Raw genomic sequence first — 14214 nt, forward strand, 5'->3', positions numbered from 1 at the left:
CTGTCGTACGTCGTCGCGTACGCGCTGTTCGCGGGGCTCGTGCGGCATGTCGACGCGTACGAGGTCGCTGTACGGCACCTGCCTGGACTTCTCGTCGGTGTTCCCGCGGCTCTCGCGGGTGCAGGCGACGCTGGTGGTCGGCGTCCTGTCGATCGCGTTCAATTTCATCGGCCGTTTCGGGCTGAACCTGGTGCAGTCGATCTCCACTTTTGCCAGGCTGATCATCACCTGTACCACTCCGTGGATGGTCGTGATGATGATCGGCGTGCTGTTCACCGATGTCCCCGGTCAGTTCGTCGGCCCGCCGGGGAAGCTCGCGGGCGGGGTCGAGATCAGCCTGCCGCTGTCGCCGGCCGTCGCCGCGGTCCTCTTCCTGGCGCTGCTGCGGCTGTTCCCTGAGCCCCGGGCGGCCTACGGGCCGCAGGGCGCGCGGCCGGCCCGTACGGTCCACGTGCCGGTACCGGCGATCACCGGGCCGGGCACGCCGGACGAAATCACTCCGGCGCTCGCGGTCGAGGGCGGCTGATGGAGGCCTGGCTCGACCTGTCGGTGCCCGTGGTCACCGGGATGCCCGTGTATCCCGGTGACCCGCAGGTCCAGGTGGAGCGAGCGCTGCGGGTGGCCACGGACGGGGTCAACGTACTGAGCGTGCACATGGGTTCGCAGTCCGGGACCCACGTGGACGCGCCGTACCACGTGAACTCGGCGTGGCCCGCGCTGGACGCGCTGCCGCTGGATCGGTTCACCGGCCCGGCGGTGGTGGCGGACGTACGGGGCCTGCCCACCCGCACGCCGATCACCCCCGAGTTGCTCGCCCCCGCGCTCAGCCTGCTGCGGCTCCAGCCGGGCGCGATCCTGCTGGTGGCGACCGGCTGGTCGGGGTACTGGGGCACAAACGCCTACCTGGCCCATCCCTGGCTGACGCCGGAAGCGATGCAGACGGTCGTCAACGCGGGCGTCCGCACGATCGGCGTGGACGCGCTGAGCGTCGATCAGAGCGGGGACCCGGACCTGCCGACCCACCGTGTGCTGTGCGGAGCGGGCGGTGTGATCGCCGAGAACCTGACGGGCCTCGACCGCGTCCTCGCCGCGCAGCTGGCGGGCTATTCGGTGGAGGTGTTCCTCTTCCCCCTCAACCTGCCGGGCGCGGACGGCGCCCCGGTCCGGGCCGTGGCCCGCGTCGGCAGTCGGGCGCGGTAGGAGCAGGCACCGGAGGGCACGCCATTGGCGCGTGCGGCGGACTCGCCGATGCGGACTCACCGATGGGGGCGCCGTCGCGAGCGGCGGGACCAGCGCATGCCGAAGAGGACAAGGTCGACCACGAGGACCACGACGCCAATGACCAGGAGGTAGGAAAGTCCATTGGCGACCGCGCCGATCAGTCCCAGGACGATCGCCACGAGGATGAGGAACAGGAAGAGCGCCATGGAAACACACCCTCCGTGCGACGGGTGATGAGCGCTCGCGGTGATCAGCGAGCCGGTCAGCGGCGTGCGAGGCGGCGTCCACGGTGCGCGCCGGGCTCGTAGCTCCTGGCGTAGTGTTCGAAGATCGCTTCCTCCCGCTCGACCGGCAGGACGTCGTCCAGGCCTATGGAAGGGGCCTTCTTCACCAACCCTCTCGGGTGCGCCACCTTGACGTAACCCGGTCCCAGGGTTGCCTCGTCGAGGGGGACGAAGACGAGCCGCTGCCGGGTCGGCAGCCCGGTACGGACGGTGGCCATGGCCGGTACGTCAGTGGTGGTGTCCACATAGACCGCTTCGAGGGCCCCGATCTTGCGCCCCTTTGGATCGATCACGTCGCGGTTGCGCCACTCTCGGATGTCGGCTGAATGGATCATGCCTCGCTCCTTGCGGCCCGCGGCCTCCCGCAGGTACTCCCCACCAGGGTTGGAGCGGCTACGCGGGAACCCGACATCCGTAACTTTACTCCGCCGGGTTCACCACGCGCTTGACCTGGTCTTTTCTGACACCCTCCCAGGGGAGACGCGGACAACTCCGTCCGGCGGCGGCCTCCGGCGGCGGAGCAGGCTCAGGTCCTGATCGTGCGTGCGATGTCCAGTGTCAGGCGCTGCCAGGGGTCGCGTGGGTCCCGGGAGGTCAGGGCGTGGATGCGGCGCAGGCGGTAGCGCAGCGACTGCGGGTGCAGATGGAGCACGCGGGCGGCCGCGGTCGCCGAGCCCGCGTCGATGTAGGCGGTCAGGGCCTCCAGCAGATGGCGCTGCTCCGGGTCGGTCAGCGGACCGAGGACGAGTCGGGCGATGTGGTCCGGGGTGGCGGCCGGATGCCCGGCGAGCAGGGCGAGAACGTGCGCGTCGGCGTCAGTGAGGATACGGCCGGACAGATGGGCGTGGGCGGGTGCGGTGTCGAGTGCGTCGGCGGCGAGCCGGTGGGCGACGGCGACCCGGTCCAGGCCCTCTCCGGTGATCGCGCAGCCACGCCAGGCCCGTTCGCCGAGGAGGACCGCCACCCGGTCGACCGCCGTCGCGGGGAGCAGCAGTACGGCGCGGGAGCCACGGACCGTCGACAGTGACGTACCGCCGTCGGCGAGGGAGCCGAGGAGTCCGGCGGCGGCCTCGTACGACATGTCGGGGCCGTCCCCGGTCGTCTGCTCGGCCACCAGCAGGCAGTACGGTTCGGGAAGCTGGATGCCGAGCCGGACCGACCGGTCCGTCAGTGCGCCCGCCGAGGCGTGCCGGCCGGCTATCAGGTCGTCGAGCAGCAGCCGCAGCGCGCGGTCCCGGTCCCCGGCGAGGTCCTCGGTGGTCGCCGCGTACGCCGCGGTCATCTCCTCCGACAGCGTGTCCAGCGCCGTCAGCAGCACCCGGGCGAGCGCAAAGCCGTCCGAGGCGGTGAGGCCGGGCGCGCGGGCCGCGACCGCGTCGGTGAGGACCGTCGCCGCCACCCGGTAGGCGCGCAGCACCGCCTGCACGGGCCGGCCGTCGGCGGCGCGGGCCGCCGCGATCCCGCGGAACCTGCGCAGATCGGCGGGTTCCAGCGTGCCGTCGGTGGCCCACAGGTGCAGCAGCCGGTCCACGCCCCAGGCGGCGATGGCCCGTATCTCCGGCAGCCGGCTGTCGTCGAGCGCGGCGTACACCGGCACCTGTGCGTGGACGGCGGCGACGACCGTCTCCACGACCCGCGGGTCGGAGGCGACCTCGTCCCGGATACGGACGCGGACGCGGGACTGCGGGAGCCGGTTTGTCACAGGGTGATGATGCCACCCACGCGATGTGCGCAGCATGGTGGACGGGCCTTGTCACAGTCGTGAGGATCGTCGGCGTACAGCGCGGTCTCAGGGACGAGAGGCGGGACGTACGGGATGACGAAGCACTGGGCGGACTTCCAGTACGAGATCTATCTGAACGGTATGACGGGCGCCGTACCGCGCCTGCCCACCGATCTGACCCGGCTGGAGGAGCTCACCGAGCAGCGGCTCGGCCCCGGTCCGGTCGGCTATGTGGCGGGCAGTGCGGGCACCGGCAGCACCGCACGGGCGAATCGGGCGGCGCTGGCGCGGCGCCGGATCGTGCCCCGCATGCTGCGGGACGTGCACGAGCGCGACCTGTCCGTCGAGGTGCTGGGCCGGCAACTGCCCGCGCCCCTGGCCCTGGCGCCGGTCGGCGTCCTGTCGATCATGCATCCCGACGCGGAGTCCGCGGCGGCACGGGCAGCCGCGGCGCAGGGTGTGCCGTTCATCCTGTCCTCGGCCTCCAGCACGCCGATGGAGCAGGTGGCTCACGCGTCGGGCGACGGGGAGCGCTGGTTCCAGCTGTACTGGGCCAAGGACCGCGAGGTCACCCGCAGTTTCCTGACCCGCGCGAAGGCGGCCGGGTTCACGGCCCTGTTCGTCACGCTCGACACACCGCTGCTGGCCTGGCGGCCCCGCGACCTCGACCAGGCGTACCTTCCGTTCCTGCACGGAGTGGGCACCGCCAACTACTTCTCCGACCCGGCGTTCCAGGCGGGCCTGGCGAAGCCGGTGCACGAGGACCCCAATGCCGCGGTTCTGCACTTCGTCGGGATGTTCGCGGACCCCGGCAAGACCTGGCCCGATCTGGCGTTCCTTCGGGACAACTGGGACGGCCCGATCGTGCTGAAGGGCATCCTGCACCCGGACGACGCCCGACGGGCCGTCGACGCCGGGATGGACGGCGTGGTGGTCTCCAATCACGGCGGCCGGCAGGTGGCCGGTTCCGTGGCGGCCGCCGACGCGCTGCCGCGGGTGGCGGATGCGGTCGGGGACCGGCTCACCGTGCTGTTCGACAGCGGGATCCGCACCGGCGACGACGTCTTCAAGGCCCTCGCGCTGGGCGCGCGGACGGTGCTCGTGGGACGGCCGTACGCGTACGGGCTCGGGCTCGACGGTCAGGCGGGCGTCGAGCACGTCATCCGTTGTCTGCTCGCCGAGTTCGACCTCACCCTCGCCCTGTCCGGGCATGCCCGTCCCGCCACCCTCGGCCCCGCCGACCTGATCGAGGAATCCTCATGAGCGACACCAAGAACGTCCTGGCCGTCGTCTCGCCGCACGTCGGCGGGCGCACTGCGGGAGCCGCACTCGCCGGCGTCTTCCCGGGCGAGGCCCATGTCACCGTGGTGGAGACGACCGACGAGGATCCCGCGGCGCTGCGCGCGGCGCACGTCATCATCACGGGGCTCGGTCCGGTGACCGCCGAACACATCGCCGCCGCACCGGAGTTGCAGCTGATCCAGTGCGCGAGCCACGGCTTCGACTACGTCGACCTGGACGCGGCCCGCGCCCGGAACGTGTCCGTGTGCAACATCGGCTCCAGCGGCGCCGAGAAGCAGAACGTGGCCGAGCAGACCTTCGCGCTCATGCTCGCCCTGGCCAAGCAACTGGTGCCGGCGCACACCGCGCTCGTCGATGCCGACTGGGCGTTGCCGCGGTTGCAGCAGTCCATCACCGAACTGTCGGGCAAGACCCTCGGCATCGTCGGTCTCGGCCACATCGGCGAGGAGGTCGCGCGCCGCGCGGTCGCCTTCGACATGAGCATCCTGTACGCGGGTCCCGAGCGGGTGGACGCGGAGACGGAGGCACGCCTCGGCGGTGCCCGCCACGTCGAACTCGACGAACTGCTGCGCACGTCCGACTATGTGACGCTGCACGCACCGCTCACCGACGCGACCCGGCATCTGCTCGACGCCGAGCACCTCGCGCTCCTGAAGCCCACCGCGTTCGTGGTCAACACGGCGCGGGGCGCACTGATCGACCAGGACGCCCTCGCGGACGCGCTGGAGAGGGGCGCGCTGGCCGGGGCGGGGATCGACGTCTTCGACCCCGAACCGCCCACCCCGGCCCTCAGGCTCCTGAAGGCGCCGAACGTGGTGCTGTCCCCGCACGTCGCCGGTGTCACCCGGGAGACCCTGGTGCGGATCGCGCTGGCGGCGGTGCAGAACGCGGCCGACTTCGTGGCCGGCAAGGAGCCGCGGGACATCGTCTCCTGACGGAGTGCCGGAGCCGTCCTGATGGCGTTCGCCGCAGGTCGCGGGGACGACACGTCACGATCACGGTCATGTGGTTGCCTGTGTCCGCACTACCCCCAGTCGTCCGTGTCGCCCAGGCGGCTCCCGCCCAGAAGGGTCGCTGCGGACGGTGTCCGGCTGATGGCCGGCGTGGTCGACGGCTCGCCCGTCCCGGCCACCGACAGCGACTGGGGCTTGGGAGTCTGCCCGTCGGTCGCCCACCGCTGTCTGTCGGAGCCGTCGCGGGTCTTGACGACGATGTCGGCGTCCGGGTCGGTGTTCGCGGGCGTGAGGGCAAGGTCGTCACTCCACCGAGGCAGCAACTCGCCCTGCACGGTGAGGTCGTAGCGCACGTCGTCGGCGTGTGCCTCACTCGCGTCGGTGCACCGGGCCAGCGTGACGACTCCGTCTGCGGCGTGGGAGTCGAGACACAGCCCCGGATCGGCGACGCTGCGCAGCAGGCCGTCGCTCTCGTACGACCACTGCTGGGTCCACACCGCCGAACACGCCGTGAGCCGGGCGCCCGCGCCCGGCTTCACCGTGCCCCGGATATCGAGACAGAGGTCGGCGGCGACGTTGCGCAACCGGGTCTGCCGCGGGGCAGTGGGGAGTCCGGCCGTGCCGGTCGGCGAGGAGCCCGCGGGCGGTGCCTGGGATCCGGAGCCGGGCGAGACCGTCGTACGGCCGCCGCTCGTGCCGGTGGAGACGACCGGGTCGGCGCCGCCGTCGTCCGACCATGTGCCGGTGACCAGGAGCGTCGCGAGCACGGCGACGGTGGCGATGCCGACGCCGGTCAGCAGCGCCCTGGCGTTCGGCTCCCCCGTGAGGATCCCTCGGCCCGGCGAGGGGATCCGGGAGAGCAGCCGGTGCCGCCCGCCGCCACCCGTGCGGCCACCGCCGGAGCCGCCCCGGGTGCGGGCGTTGGACGGGGTACGGCCGGGCCGGGAGTCGAAATAGCGCCGGGCACCCCAGCCGAGGACCGCTTCGGCGAGCAGTCTGCCGAGGCCGTCCTCGAAATGGCTCAGTTGTTCGGCGGCGGAACGACAGTAAGGGCACTCCAGGAGGTGCTGTTGCACGTCCGGCAGCAAGGCGCCACCGCGCCGAATGGGGACGTCGAGAAGCCGGTTGTGGAAGCGGCATTCGTCGGTCGGCGCGAGTTCCCGATGGGCGCGTACACAGGCCGCCCGGAATTGCTCGCGGGCCAGATCCAGTGAGGCCGCTGCGGTCTCGGGGTCCATGCCCAGCAGAACGGCCGGGGCGGATATGTGCTCGGCCTCGACCTCGGTGTGCCACAGCAGACACTGGGCAAGTCCCGGCAGGGACTGGAAAGAGCGTTGGGTGAGGTTTCGGTTTTCGGGCGTCAGTGACTTCGCGGCGCGCATACCGCGGCCCCCCGCGGGTTTCCTCAACTCCGGAAGTACGCCGGATATCCGGTCCTCCGCCGACCACTCCCGGACCGTGTCCCGCACCGCCACCAGAAGCTGGGGCCGCAACGCCACGGCGGAACCGGAACGCAGGAGATGGCCGAGGACCCGGTGAAAGGCGGTGGCGGTGACCATCGAGGCGACGTTCGCCGAGGAGGCGAGGCAGATGACCGCGTAGTCGTACGCCGACGGCCAGTGCCGTGCCATCAGCATCGCAAGGGGCTGGGTGGTCTCGCCCACGGGCCGCCCTCTCAGCAGGGTCGCCAGACTGTCGTCGGATTCCCCAGGGGCCATGCCGGCACGTGGAGGATAGGGAGGGCGCGGGGGGTGGGGGGTGTGCACTGAGCGTTTCCTTCCAAGGCGCAAGGCGGCACACGGGGTTCTGGTCGCCGAAAGGAGCCGCAATGGTGCGGACCTTCTCGGCGGGGTGCAGGGAAAAGGTCTGGGGTGAAGGCCGCACGACGGTGGTCGTCGGAGGTTGAGCCTTTTGAGCTCGCCGACGGCCCGGAATAGCGAGCAGCGATTCGGACCCGGCCATTACCGATGCACAGGAAGGTCACCCTTGCACACGTCACTGACGGCCAACAAGGCACTTGAACAACATCGACACCAATGTGAAAGGCAGTTGTCCCTTCACGCCAACTTCGTACATTCGCACCGGCTTTCGACATTCCATGCGCCCCGTGTGAACCGCACGCCCGCGCCCGCGCCCCGCGCACGCTCCCGGCGCGCGGAACTCCGTAGTCCACTGGGAACCGGCCACCTCCTCGGGCCCCGCGCGGAACGGCGGCTCTCCCGCGCGAAACGGGCCGCCGACCCCGATCCTCCCGCCCTCGGTCGGCGGCCCCGAGGGCGGGCCGGCCCGGTCTGTGGTGCTACCGGTGGTCGGTCATATCTGCCAGGACCTCAGCCGGTCCGCGGCGCCGTAGACATCGGCCTTGCCGGAGATCAAGTCACGGGTGAGGTCGACCAGGGCGCCGTACGGCGGGTCGATGCCGACCCCGCTGACGAACATGTACGCGACCGCGGTGGCGCAGGCGAAGCGCGCGTTCGCCGACGGCAGCGGCTTGAGCAGCGCCAGCGTGTGCAGCAGGGCGGCGGCGCGCCAGGCCGGATCGGAGTCCACGCCGAGGCGGGGCGGGTCCACACGGTGACGGGCCACGGCGGCGACCAACGCGGAGAAGTCGTTGATCACGGGCTGGTCGGGCAGGACCTCCTCATGGCGCTGGAGCAGCCAGGGCACGTCGATATGGATGACGGAAGCCATCGGTCAGGCGTCCTGCCCCTCGCCCTTGACGAGCGGCTCGTCCTCCGGGAAGGCGGCCGCGAACTCGTCCGCATGCCCGGCGAAGAACCGGCGGAAGGCCTCGGCACCCTCCTGGAGGGCCCGGTGCCGCGCGATGTCGGCCGCGGCGGCCTCGCGTACCAGGGCCTTCATCGACGTACCGCGCTCCTTGGCGATCTGCCGAAGGTCCTCCAGTTCGCGATCACTGAACTCCACGTTGAGGGCTGGCATGCCCCTTACGGTACCGCGAGGGTACTTACCCGTAAATACCCCCAGGTCAGAAGAGGGCGAGACCGGTACCGGAAGCCGTAGGGACCTGACCGGAGAACGTCCGCGACCTTCGCCCGACGGCCGCCGACAGCCTCCGGACCTGATGAGACGTACGTCACTTGTCGCCGCCCCATGTCACATTCGGACCATCTCCCGTCCTCCCAATGGTGAGCGCACCCAGCGGGCACAGGCATGCCCGAGAGCATGTACCACGGGAGGAGCAGGCATGACGGCGACCGATGAGAGGCCCGGGCGGGCCTCCTCCGGACAGCGCGTCGCGGACTGGTTCGACGGGCGGCTCGGCCTTCACACCCTGGGCCGGCAGTACCTCCGCAAGGTCTTCCCCGACCACTGGTCGTTCCTGCTCGGCGAGGTCTGCCTCTACAGCTTCGTCGTGCTGGTGCTCACGGGGATCTATCTGACGCTCTTCTTCCACCCGTCGACGACCGAGGTGACGTACCACGGCAGTTACATCCCGCTGAACGGCATCCGCATGTCCGACGCGTACGCCTCGACGCTGCACATCAGCTTCGACGTGCGCGGAGGTCTGCTGATCCGGCAGATCCACCACTGGGCCGCGCTGATCTTCGTCGCGGCGATGCTGACGCACATGATGCGGCACTTCTTCACGGGCTCGTTCCGCAAGCCGCGCGAGCTGAACTGGCTGTTCGGCTGGCTGCTGTTCGTCCTCGGCATCTTCGAGGGACTGTTCGGCTACTCACTTCCGGACGACGCGCTGTCGGGCTCCGGAATGCGGTTCGTGAACGGCGCACTGCTGTCGGTGCCCGTCGTGGGCACATACCTGTCGATGTTCGTGTTCGGCGGGCAGTTCCCGGGCAACGACATCGTGTCCCGCTTCTACTCCCTCCATGTCCTGCTGGTCCCGGGAATCATGGCGGCGCTCGTCGTCACCCATGTCCTGCTGGTCATCCACCACAAGCACACACAGTTCGTGGGACCGGGGAAGACGGAACGGAACGTCGTGGGCGCCCCGTTCTTCCCGGTGTACCTGGCGAAGGCGGGCGGCTTCTTCTTCCTCGTCTTCGGGGTGATCGCGCTCGTCGCCGCGGTGGCGACGATCAATCCCGTCTGGGCGTACGGTCCCTTCCGCGCCGACCAGGTCTCGGCGGGCGCCCAGCCGGACTGGTACCTGGGCTTTGCGGAAGGGCTGGTCCGCATCATGCCGGGCTGGGAGATCACTCTGTGGGGACACACGCTGGTCCTCGGCGTGCTGATCCCGGTGGTCGTCTTCCCCCTTCTCCTCGTCCTCATCGGCATCTACCCGTTTGTGGAGGCATGGGTCACCAAGGACCGCCGCGAGCACCATCTGCTGGACCGGCCGCGCAACCGGCCGGTCCGCACGGCGCTCGGCACGGCATGGCTCAGCATCTATCTGATCCTGCTCGCGGGCGGCGGCAACGACATCATGGCCACGCGTCTGCATCTGTCGGTCAACGCGCTGACGTGGACCATCAGAATCGCCCTGCCGACCGTGCCGGTCGCGGTCTTCGAGGTGACCCGGCGCATCTGTCTGGGACTCCAGTGGAAGGACCGCGAACTGGTGGAGCACGGTCGCGAGACGGGAGTCGTCAAGCGGCTGCCGCACGGCGAGTTCGTCGAGGTGCGGCAGCCGCTCTCCCCTGCCCGGCGCTACACACTCACGGCGCACCGGCGGGAGCCGGCGTCAGCCGGCCGGGACCTCCAGCCGGCTGATGCGCACCGCGCCGTCGGCGGCGCCCGGGCGGGCGCTGGTGAGGAGGAGCCGGAGGCGTGAGCCGCGGACCGCGCCGAAGGCGATCACGGTCGGTGCGTCGGAAGCGGTGGCCCAGTCCACGGTGACACCCGTCACGGGTACGTACCGGTCGCCGTCCCAGACCGAGACATCCACCGATGCGGGCCGAGTGTGGGTCGCGTCGACGGTGAAGGAGACCTCGACGCGGTCGACGGTCCTCGGCCGCCCCCAGTCCAGCGAGACCCAGTCCTTCGGCCGGGCGCCGTTGAAGGCGGGCAGCAGCGCGGTGGCCGACTTGGAGAAGCCGTTGGACCATCCGGTGGCCGGGTCGCCGTCGAGCATGGCGGCGGGGAGTGTGTCGGGGCGGCCGGAGTAACTGGCGTCCGCGTACGGGTAGGTGGGAGCGGCCGGGTGGTCGGGCCGGAACGCGGGCGGCGGGGTGAGCGCCTTCGACCGCGAGGGCGTGGTGCGTACGGTCGCGGTTCCCGTGCGCAGCCCGTCCGCACGCGCCGTCACCTTCAGGCGGCCCTCCCCGGTGCCCGACCGCACGATCGCAAGTGCCTTGCCGTGGAAGGCGGTTCGTGTCGTGGCCTGATAGCGCTCGGCGCTCTCCTCGCAGCCGTTGTCCAGCCCGGCGAGGGAGCCACCCGTCACGTCGAATGTGATCAGGTTCTCGGCGTCGGGCACCACCACGCCATGGGCGTCGACGATTTCAGCGGTCACAAAGACGAGCGAACGGCCGTCGGCGGCCAGGGACGAGCGGTCGGGGGTGAGGCGGACGGCGTGCGCGGCCCCTGCGGTCCGCAGGACGTCGGTCGCGACCACCTTGCCGTCCCGGCGCGCCACGGCCTTCAACTCGCCCGGCTCGTAGGGCACTTTCCAGACGAGATGCAGCTTGCCGGCACTGCCGTTCGGACTCGTGTAGCTGCCGGGGTAGGGCCCGCCGGTGAACGTCTTGTCGTCGCCGGTCGCCTCGGTGGTCTCCAGGTACGTACGGCCGTCCGTGGTCGTCTTGGAGTCGAACGTCCGCGTCCCGAGGGACTTCCCGTTGAGGAACAGCTCGACGGTGGCGACGTTCGCGTACGCCCACACCTCGACCGTGTCCCCTTCCTCGAGGTCCTCGTGGTTCCAGCTCATGGGCAGCAGATGGACCATGGGTTCGCTCGTCCACTGGCTCCTGAAGAGGTGGTACATGTCCTTCGGGAACCCGGCCGTGTCGACGGCTCCGAAGAAGGAGGCCTTCACCGGGAAGACGTCGTACGGCGTGGGCTCCCCGATGTAGTCGATGCCCGACCACAGGAACTGCCCGGCGAACCACTTCCGGTCCCGGTCCTTCTTGTGCCCGTACTCGCCGCTCATCGTCCAGGAGGCGAGGTTGTTGTCGTACGAGGAGGTCGCGCGCTTGCCCGGTGTGTGGTTCTCGCCGGTGTTGAGGTGCTCGGGCTCCTGGTAGGTGCCGCGCGTCGAGGTCTCCGACGAGGACTCCGACTCGAAGAGGAACAGGTGGGGGTAGGTGGCGTGCAGGGCGTCCACCGACTTGGCGGTGTTGTAGTTCAGGCCGAGCCCGTCGAGTCTGGCGAGCATGAGGTCGGCCGGTGAACCCTTGGCCGGCACTCCGTGGTACTTGTTCGAGCCGATGACCACCGGCCGCGTGTCATCGGCGGCCTTGATCGCGCCGATGATGCGGTCGGCCATCGCGAGCCCTGCCGTGCTGGTGGAGTCGGGGATCTCGTTGCCGATGGACCACAGCACCACGGCGGGCGAGTTGCGGGCCGCGAGCACCATCTCGGTGGCGTCCTTCTCGCACCACTCGTCGAAGAACCGGCCGTAGTCGTACTTCGTCTTGCCCGTGCGCCAGCAGTCGAACGCCTCCACCATCATCACGATGCCCAGTTCCTCGCAGACCTGGATCATCTGCGGTGAGGGCGGGTTGTGGGAGGTGCGGAAGGCGTTGACGCCCATCGACTTCATGATGGTCATCTGCCGGCGTACGGCGTCGATGCTGATGGCGGCACCGAGCGCGCCCTGGTCGTGGTGGAGGTCGACACCCTTGATCTTGGTGTGGGTGCCGTTGAGCTGGAAACCCTCGTCCGGGTCGAAGCGGTAGGAGCGGATACCGAAGGTGGTGCGGTGGGTGTCGACGCTCTCGCCGCCCACCCGCAGTTCGGTCTCCAGGGTGTAGCGGTGCGGGGTCTCGAAGTCCCACAACATGGGCTTGGGGACGGTGAGTTCGTGGGTCTCCGTCTTCGTGCCGGTGACGGTGACCGTGGAAGAGGCACGGGCGACGGTACGGCCGTCGGGGTCTTTGATCCTGGATCCGACCTCCACGTCCACGCCGGCGCCGGACTCGTTCACCACGGCGGTCTGCACCCGTACGACGGCGCGCGCTTCGGTGATGTCCGGAGTGGTGACGTACGTCCCCCAGCGCGCGACATGCACGGGCTCGGTCACGACGAGGCGGGCCTCGCGGTAGATTCCGCTGCCCGAGTACCAGCGGCTGCTGGGCAGCTGGTTCTGGACCTTGACCGCGATGACGTTCTCGGTGGTGCCGTCGGTGTGCAGCAGGCCGGTCAGGTCGAAGGCGAAGCCGGTGTAGCCGTAGGGGTGCCGTCCGGCCTGCGTGCCGTTGCAGTAGACGTACGAGTCCATGTAGACGCCGTCGAACTCCACCGAGATCCGCTTTCCGGCGAAGCCCGGCGGCAGGGTGAAGGCGAGGCGGTACCAGCCGAGACCGCCGGGGAAGAACCCGGTGCCGCTGGTGGTGCCGTGCTCCGTGGTGGGGGTCTGCTCGATGCTCCAGTCGTGCGGGACGGCGACCTCGCGCCACCCCGAGTCGTCGTAGCCGGGGGCGGCGGCGTCGGCGAACGCACCCGTCGGGTCGGTGATCCCGCCCGGGTTCACCAGCGCGAAGCGCCAGCCGTCGCGGAGGGCGACGGTCCGGCGGCCCGGGGTACGGGTGGCTGCTGTGGCCGGGACACCCCCGGCGCCCAGGATCGCGCCGGCAGCCGGGGCTGCCGTACCGGCGATCAATACCGATCTGCGAGTGACCGTCATGGCGGCTCTCCCTCATCAGGGCCCAGAAGTACTCACAACTGATCGTGAACAAACAGATTCTGACGGAGCGACATGCTTGGCCGTCAAGGGTCCGTCCCCTCACTTCTGACGCGCCCGCCACATGTGCCGCTCGCTCCCATGGACCGCGCCCGCGGAAAAGTGCTGGTCCGTGTGGCGCCGTACGCGGCAGGGATCGCCGACCGCGCGCCTGCGGGGTATGGACGAGGCCGGGCAGGACGGCACCACGGGCGAGGTGGGCGCCACCTGTCTCTACGCGGTGTACGACCCCATCTCGCGCCGGTGCACACTCGCCCGGGCGGGCCATCCGCCGCCGGTGATCGTGCCGCGCGGAGGACCGCCACGGTAGATCAGGCTGCCGGGCGGGCCGCCGCTGGGGCTTGGCGGGCTGCCCTTCGAGTCGGCCGAGATCGACCTGCCCGAGGGCACGGTGCTGGGCCTGTACACCGACGGGCTGATCGAGAGCCGCGACCGCGATGTCGACGCGAGCCGCCGAATGCTGTGCGCTGCGCTCGGGATCGCCGGCCGCTCCCGATACCGCGCCCGCCCCTGTCTCCCTCGACGAGGCCTGCGACCGGATCCTGCACGCCCTGCTTCCCGCGGGAGGGGCCGCCGACGACGTGGCGCTGCTGCTCGCCCGTACCCATGGACTGGCTGAGCAGCACCGTGTTCACGGCCGAGCTGGTGGCCGGCGAGCCGGTCACCAACGCCACACGCTACGGCGACCACCCGATCCGGCTCCGGCTGATCCACGACGACACGACGCTGATCTGCGAGGTGTCCGACACCAGCCACACGGCCCCGCATCTGCGCCGGGCCAGGACATACGACGAGGGCGGCCGCGGTCTGCTCCTGCGGCCCAGCTCACCCGGCGGTGGGGCAGCCGCCACACCGTGGAGGGCAGGACGATCTGGGCGGAGCTGAGCCTGCTGGAGGAGTGATGCCGCG

11 protein-coding genes and 2 pseudogenes are annotated in these 14214 nt (G+C 70.4%); 6 read left to right on the forward strand and 7 right to left on the reverse strand.

The features are described from left to right. Window positions 1–43: 43 nt before the first annotated feature. Window positions 44–526 (forward strand): annotated as a pseudogene (locus ABT186_RS07320) (cytosine permease); the annotation flags it as partial. Further along, on the forward strand, window positions 526–1200 hold the full coding sequence (locus ABT186_RS07325; protein WP_351233309.1) for a cyclase family protein: 675 nt from the start codon (window positions 526–528) through the stop codon (window positions 1198–1200). The pseudogene ABT186_RS07320 and the gene ABT186_RS07325, both read left to right, overlap by 1 nt. Window positions 1201–1256: 56 nt before the next feature. Here the strand turns inward: ABT186_RS07325 and ABT186_RS07330 are convergent, their stop codons facing one another. The 3 genes from ABT186_RS07330 to ABT186_RS07340 form a co-directional block, all read right to left on the reverse strand. Beyond that, window positions 1257–1427 carry a hypothetical protein gene (locus tag ABT186_RS07330; protein WP_351233311.1) on the reverse strand — a complete coding sequence of 57 codons (171 nt, stop codon included), beginning with the start codon at window positions 1425–1427 and terminating at the stop codon, window positions 1257–1259. 56 nt (window positions 1428–1483) lie between these two features. After that, complete coding sequence (locus ABT186_RS07335) at window positions 1484–1840, reverse strand: PRC-barrel domain-containing protein (protein ID WP_351233313.1); 357 nt, start codon at window positions 1838–1840, stop codon at window positions 1484–1486. A 191-nt stretch (window positions 1841–2031) separates the two neighbouring features. Continuing rightward, window positions 2032–3207, reverse strand: a complete 1176-nt coding sequence (locus ABT186_RS07340) for a PucR family transcriptional regulator (protein ID WP_351924002.1) — start codon at window positions 3205–3207, stop codon at window positions 2032–2034. A gap of 114 nt (window positions 3208–3321) precedes the next feature. Here ABT186_RS07340 and ABT186_RS07345 point away from each other — a divergent pair, with 114 nt between their 5' ends. Together ABT186_RS07345 and ABT186_RS07350 are read left to right on the forward strand one after the other, a co-directional pair. Next, window positions 3322–4491 carry a lactate 2-monooxygenase gene (locus tag ABT186_RS07345; RefSeq protein ID WP_351924004.1) on the forward strand — a complete coding sequence of 390 codons (1170 nt, stop codon included), beginning with the start codon at window positions 3322–3324 and terminating at the stop codon, window positions 4489–4491. Next, the gene (locus ABT186_RS07350; protein ID WP_351233319.1) at window positions 4488–5465 is read left to right on the forward strand and encodes a 2-hydroxyacid dehydrogenase; all 978 of its coding nucleotides are present in this window, start codon (window positions 4488–4490) and stop codon (window positions 5463–5465) included. The genes ABT186_RS07345 and ABT186_RS07350 overlap by 4 nt, the downstream gene beginning before the upstream one ends. An 89-nt stretch (window positions 5466–5554) precedes the next feature. Here ABT186_RS07350 and ABT186_RS07355 read toward each other — a convergent pair whose 3' ends face one another. The 3 genes from ABT186_RS07355 to ABT186_RS07365 form a co-directional block, all read right to left on the reverse strand. Next, window positions 5555–7201, reverse strand: coding sequence for an RICIN domain-containing protein (locus tag ABT186_RS07355; protein WP_351924006.1), 1647 nt, complete (start codon window positions 7199–7201; stop codon window positions 5555–5557). Between the two features lie 595 nt (window positions 7202–7796). Then, complete coding sequence (locus ABT186_RS07360; protein ID WP_351233323.1) at window positions 7797–8174, reverse strand: toxin Doc; 378 nt, start codon at window positions 8172–8174, stop codon at window positions 7797–7799. A 3-nt stretch (window positions 8175–8177) separates the two neighbouring features. Then, window positions 8178–8423 (reverse strand): hypothetical protein, encoded by a 246-nt coding sequence (locus ABT186_RS07365; protein ID WP_351233325.1) that lies wholly within the window; start codon window positions 8421–8423, stop codon window positions 8178–8180. A gap of 265 nt (window positions 8424–8688) precedes the next feature. On the opposite strand from ABT186_RS07365, the gene qcrB reads away from it, so the two are divergent. Further along, a complete protein-coding gene (qcrB, locus tag ABT186_RS07370; RefSeq protein ID WP_351924008.1) occupies window positions 8689–10236 on the forward strand; it encodes a cytochrome bc1 complex cytochrome b subunit in 1548 nt (515 codons plus the stop codon). On the opposite strand, the gene ABT186_RS07375 is transcribed toward qcrB, so the two are convergent. Further along, the gene (locus tag ABT186_RS07375; protein WP_351924010.1) at window positions 10147–13248 is read right to left on the reverse strand and encodes a glycoside hydrolase family 2 TIM barrel-domain containing protein; all 3102 of its coding nucleotides are present in this window, start codon (window positions 13246–13248) and stop codon (window positions 10147–10149) included. The genes qcrB and ABT186_RS07375 overlap by 90 nt on opposite strands. Window positions 13249–13471: 223 nt before the next feature. Here ABT186_RS07375 and ABT186_RS07380 point away from each other — a divergent pair. Next, a pseudogene (locus ABT186_RS07380) lies at window positions 13472–14207 on the forward strand (ATP-binding SpoIIE family protein phosphatase); the annotation flags it as partial. Window positions 14208–14214: the final 7 nt, after the last annotated feature.

Source organism: Streptomyces sp. NPDC001634 (assembly GCF_040298185.1).
In the GTDB taxonomy this organism is placed as follows: domain Bacteria; phylum Actinomycetota; class Actinomycetes; order Streptomycetales; family Streptomycetaceae; genus Streptomyces.

Coding starts and splice junctions, on each gene's coding strand:
- ABT186_RS07325 (WP_351233309.1), top strand. CDS start 526: ATGGAGGCCTGGCTCGACCTGTCGGTGCCCGTGGTCACCGGGATGCCC.
- ABT186_RS07350 (WP_351233319.1), top strand. CDS start 4,488: ATGAGCGACACCAAGAACGTCCTGGCCGTCGTCTCGCCGCACGTCGGC.
- ABT186_RS07335 (WP_351233313.1), bottom strand. CDS start 1,840: ATGATCCATTCAGCCGACATCCGAGAGTGGCGCAACCGCGACGTGATC.
- ABT186_RS07365 (WP_351233325.1), bottom strand. CDS start 8,423: ATGCCAGCCCTCAACGTGGAGTTCAGTGATCGCGAACTGGAGGACCTT.
- ABT186_RS07355 (WP_351924006.1), bottom strand. CDS start 7,201: ATGGCCCCTGGGGAATCCGACGACAGTCTGGCGACCCTGCTGAGAGGG.
- ABT186_RS07360 (WP_351233323.1), bottom strand. CDS start 8,174: ATGGCTTCCGTCATCCATATCGACGTGCCCTGGCTGCTCCAGCGCCAT.
- ABT186_RS07375 (WP_351924010.1), bottom strand. CDS start 13,248: ATGACGGTCACTCGCAGATCGGTATTGATCGCCGGTACGGCAGCCCCG.
- qcrB (WP_351924008.1), top strand. CDS start 8,689: ATGACGGCGACCGATGAGAGGCCCGGGCGGGCCTCCTCCGGACAGCGC.
- ABT186_RS07330 (WP_351233311.1), bottom strand. CDS start 1,427: ATGGCGCTCTTCCTGTTCCTCATCCTCGTGGCGATCGTCCTGGGACTG.
- ABT186_RS07345 (WP_351924004.1), top strand. CDS start 3,322: ATGACGAAGCACTGGGCGGACTTCCAGTACGAGATCTATCTGAACGGT.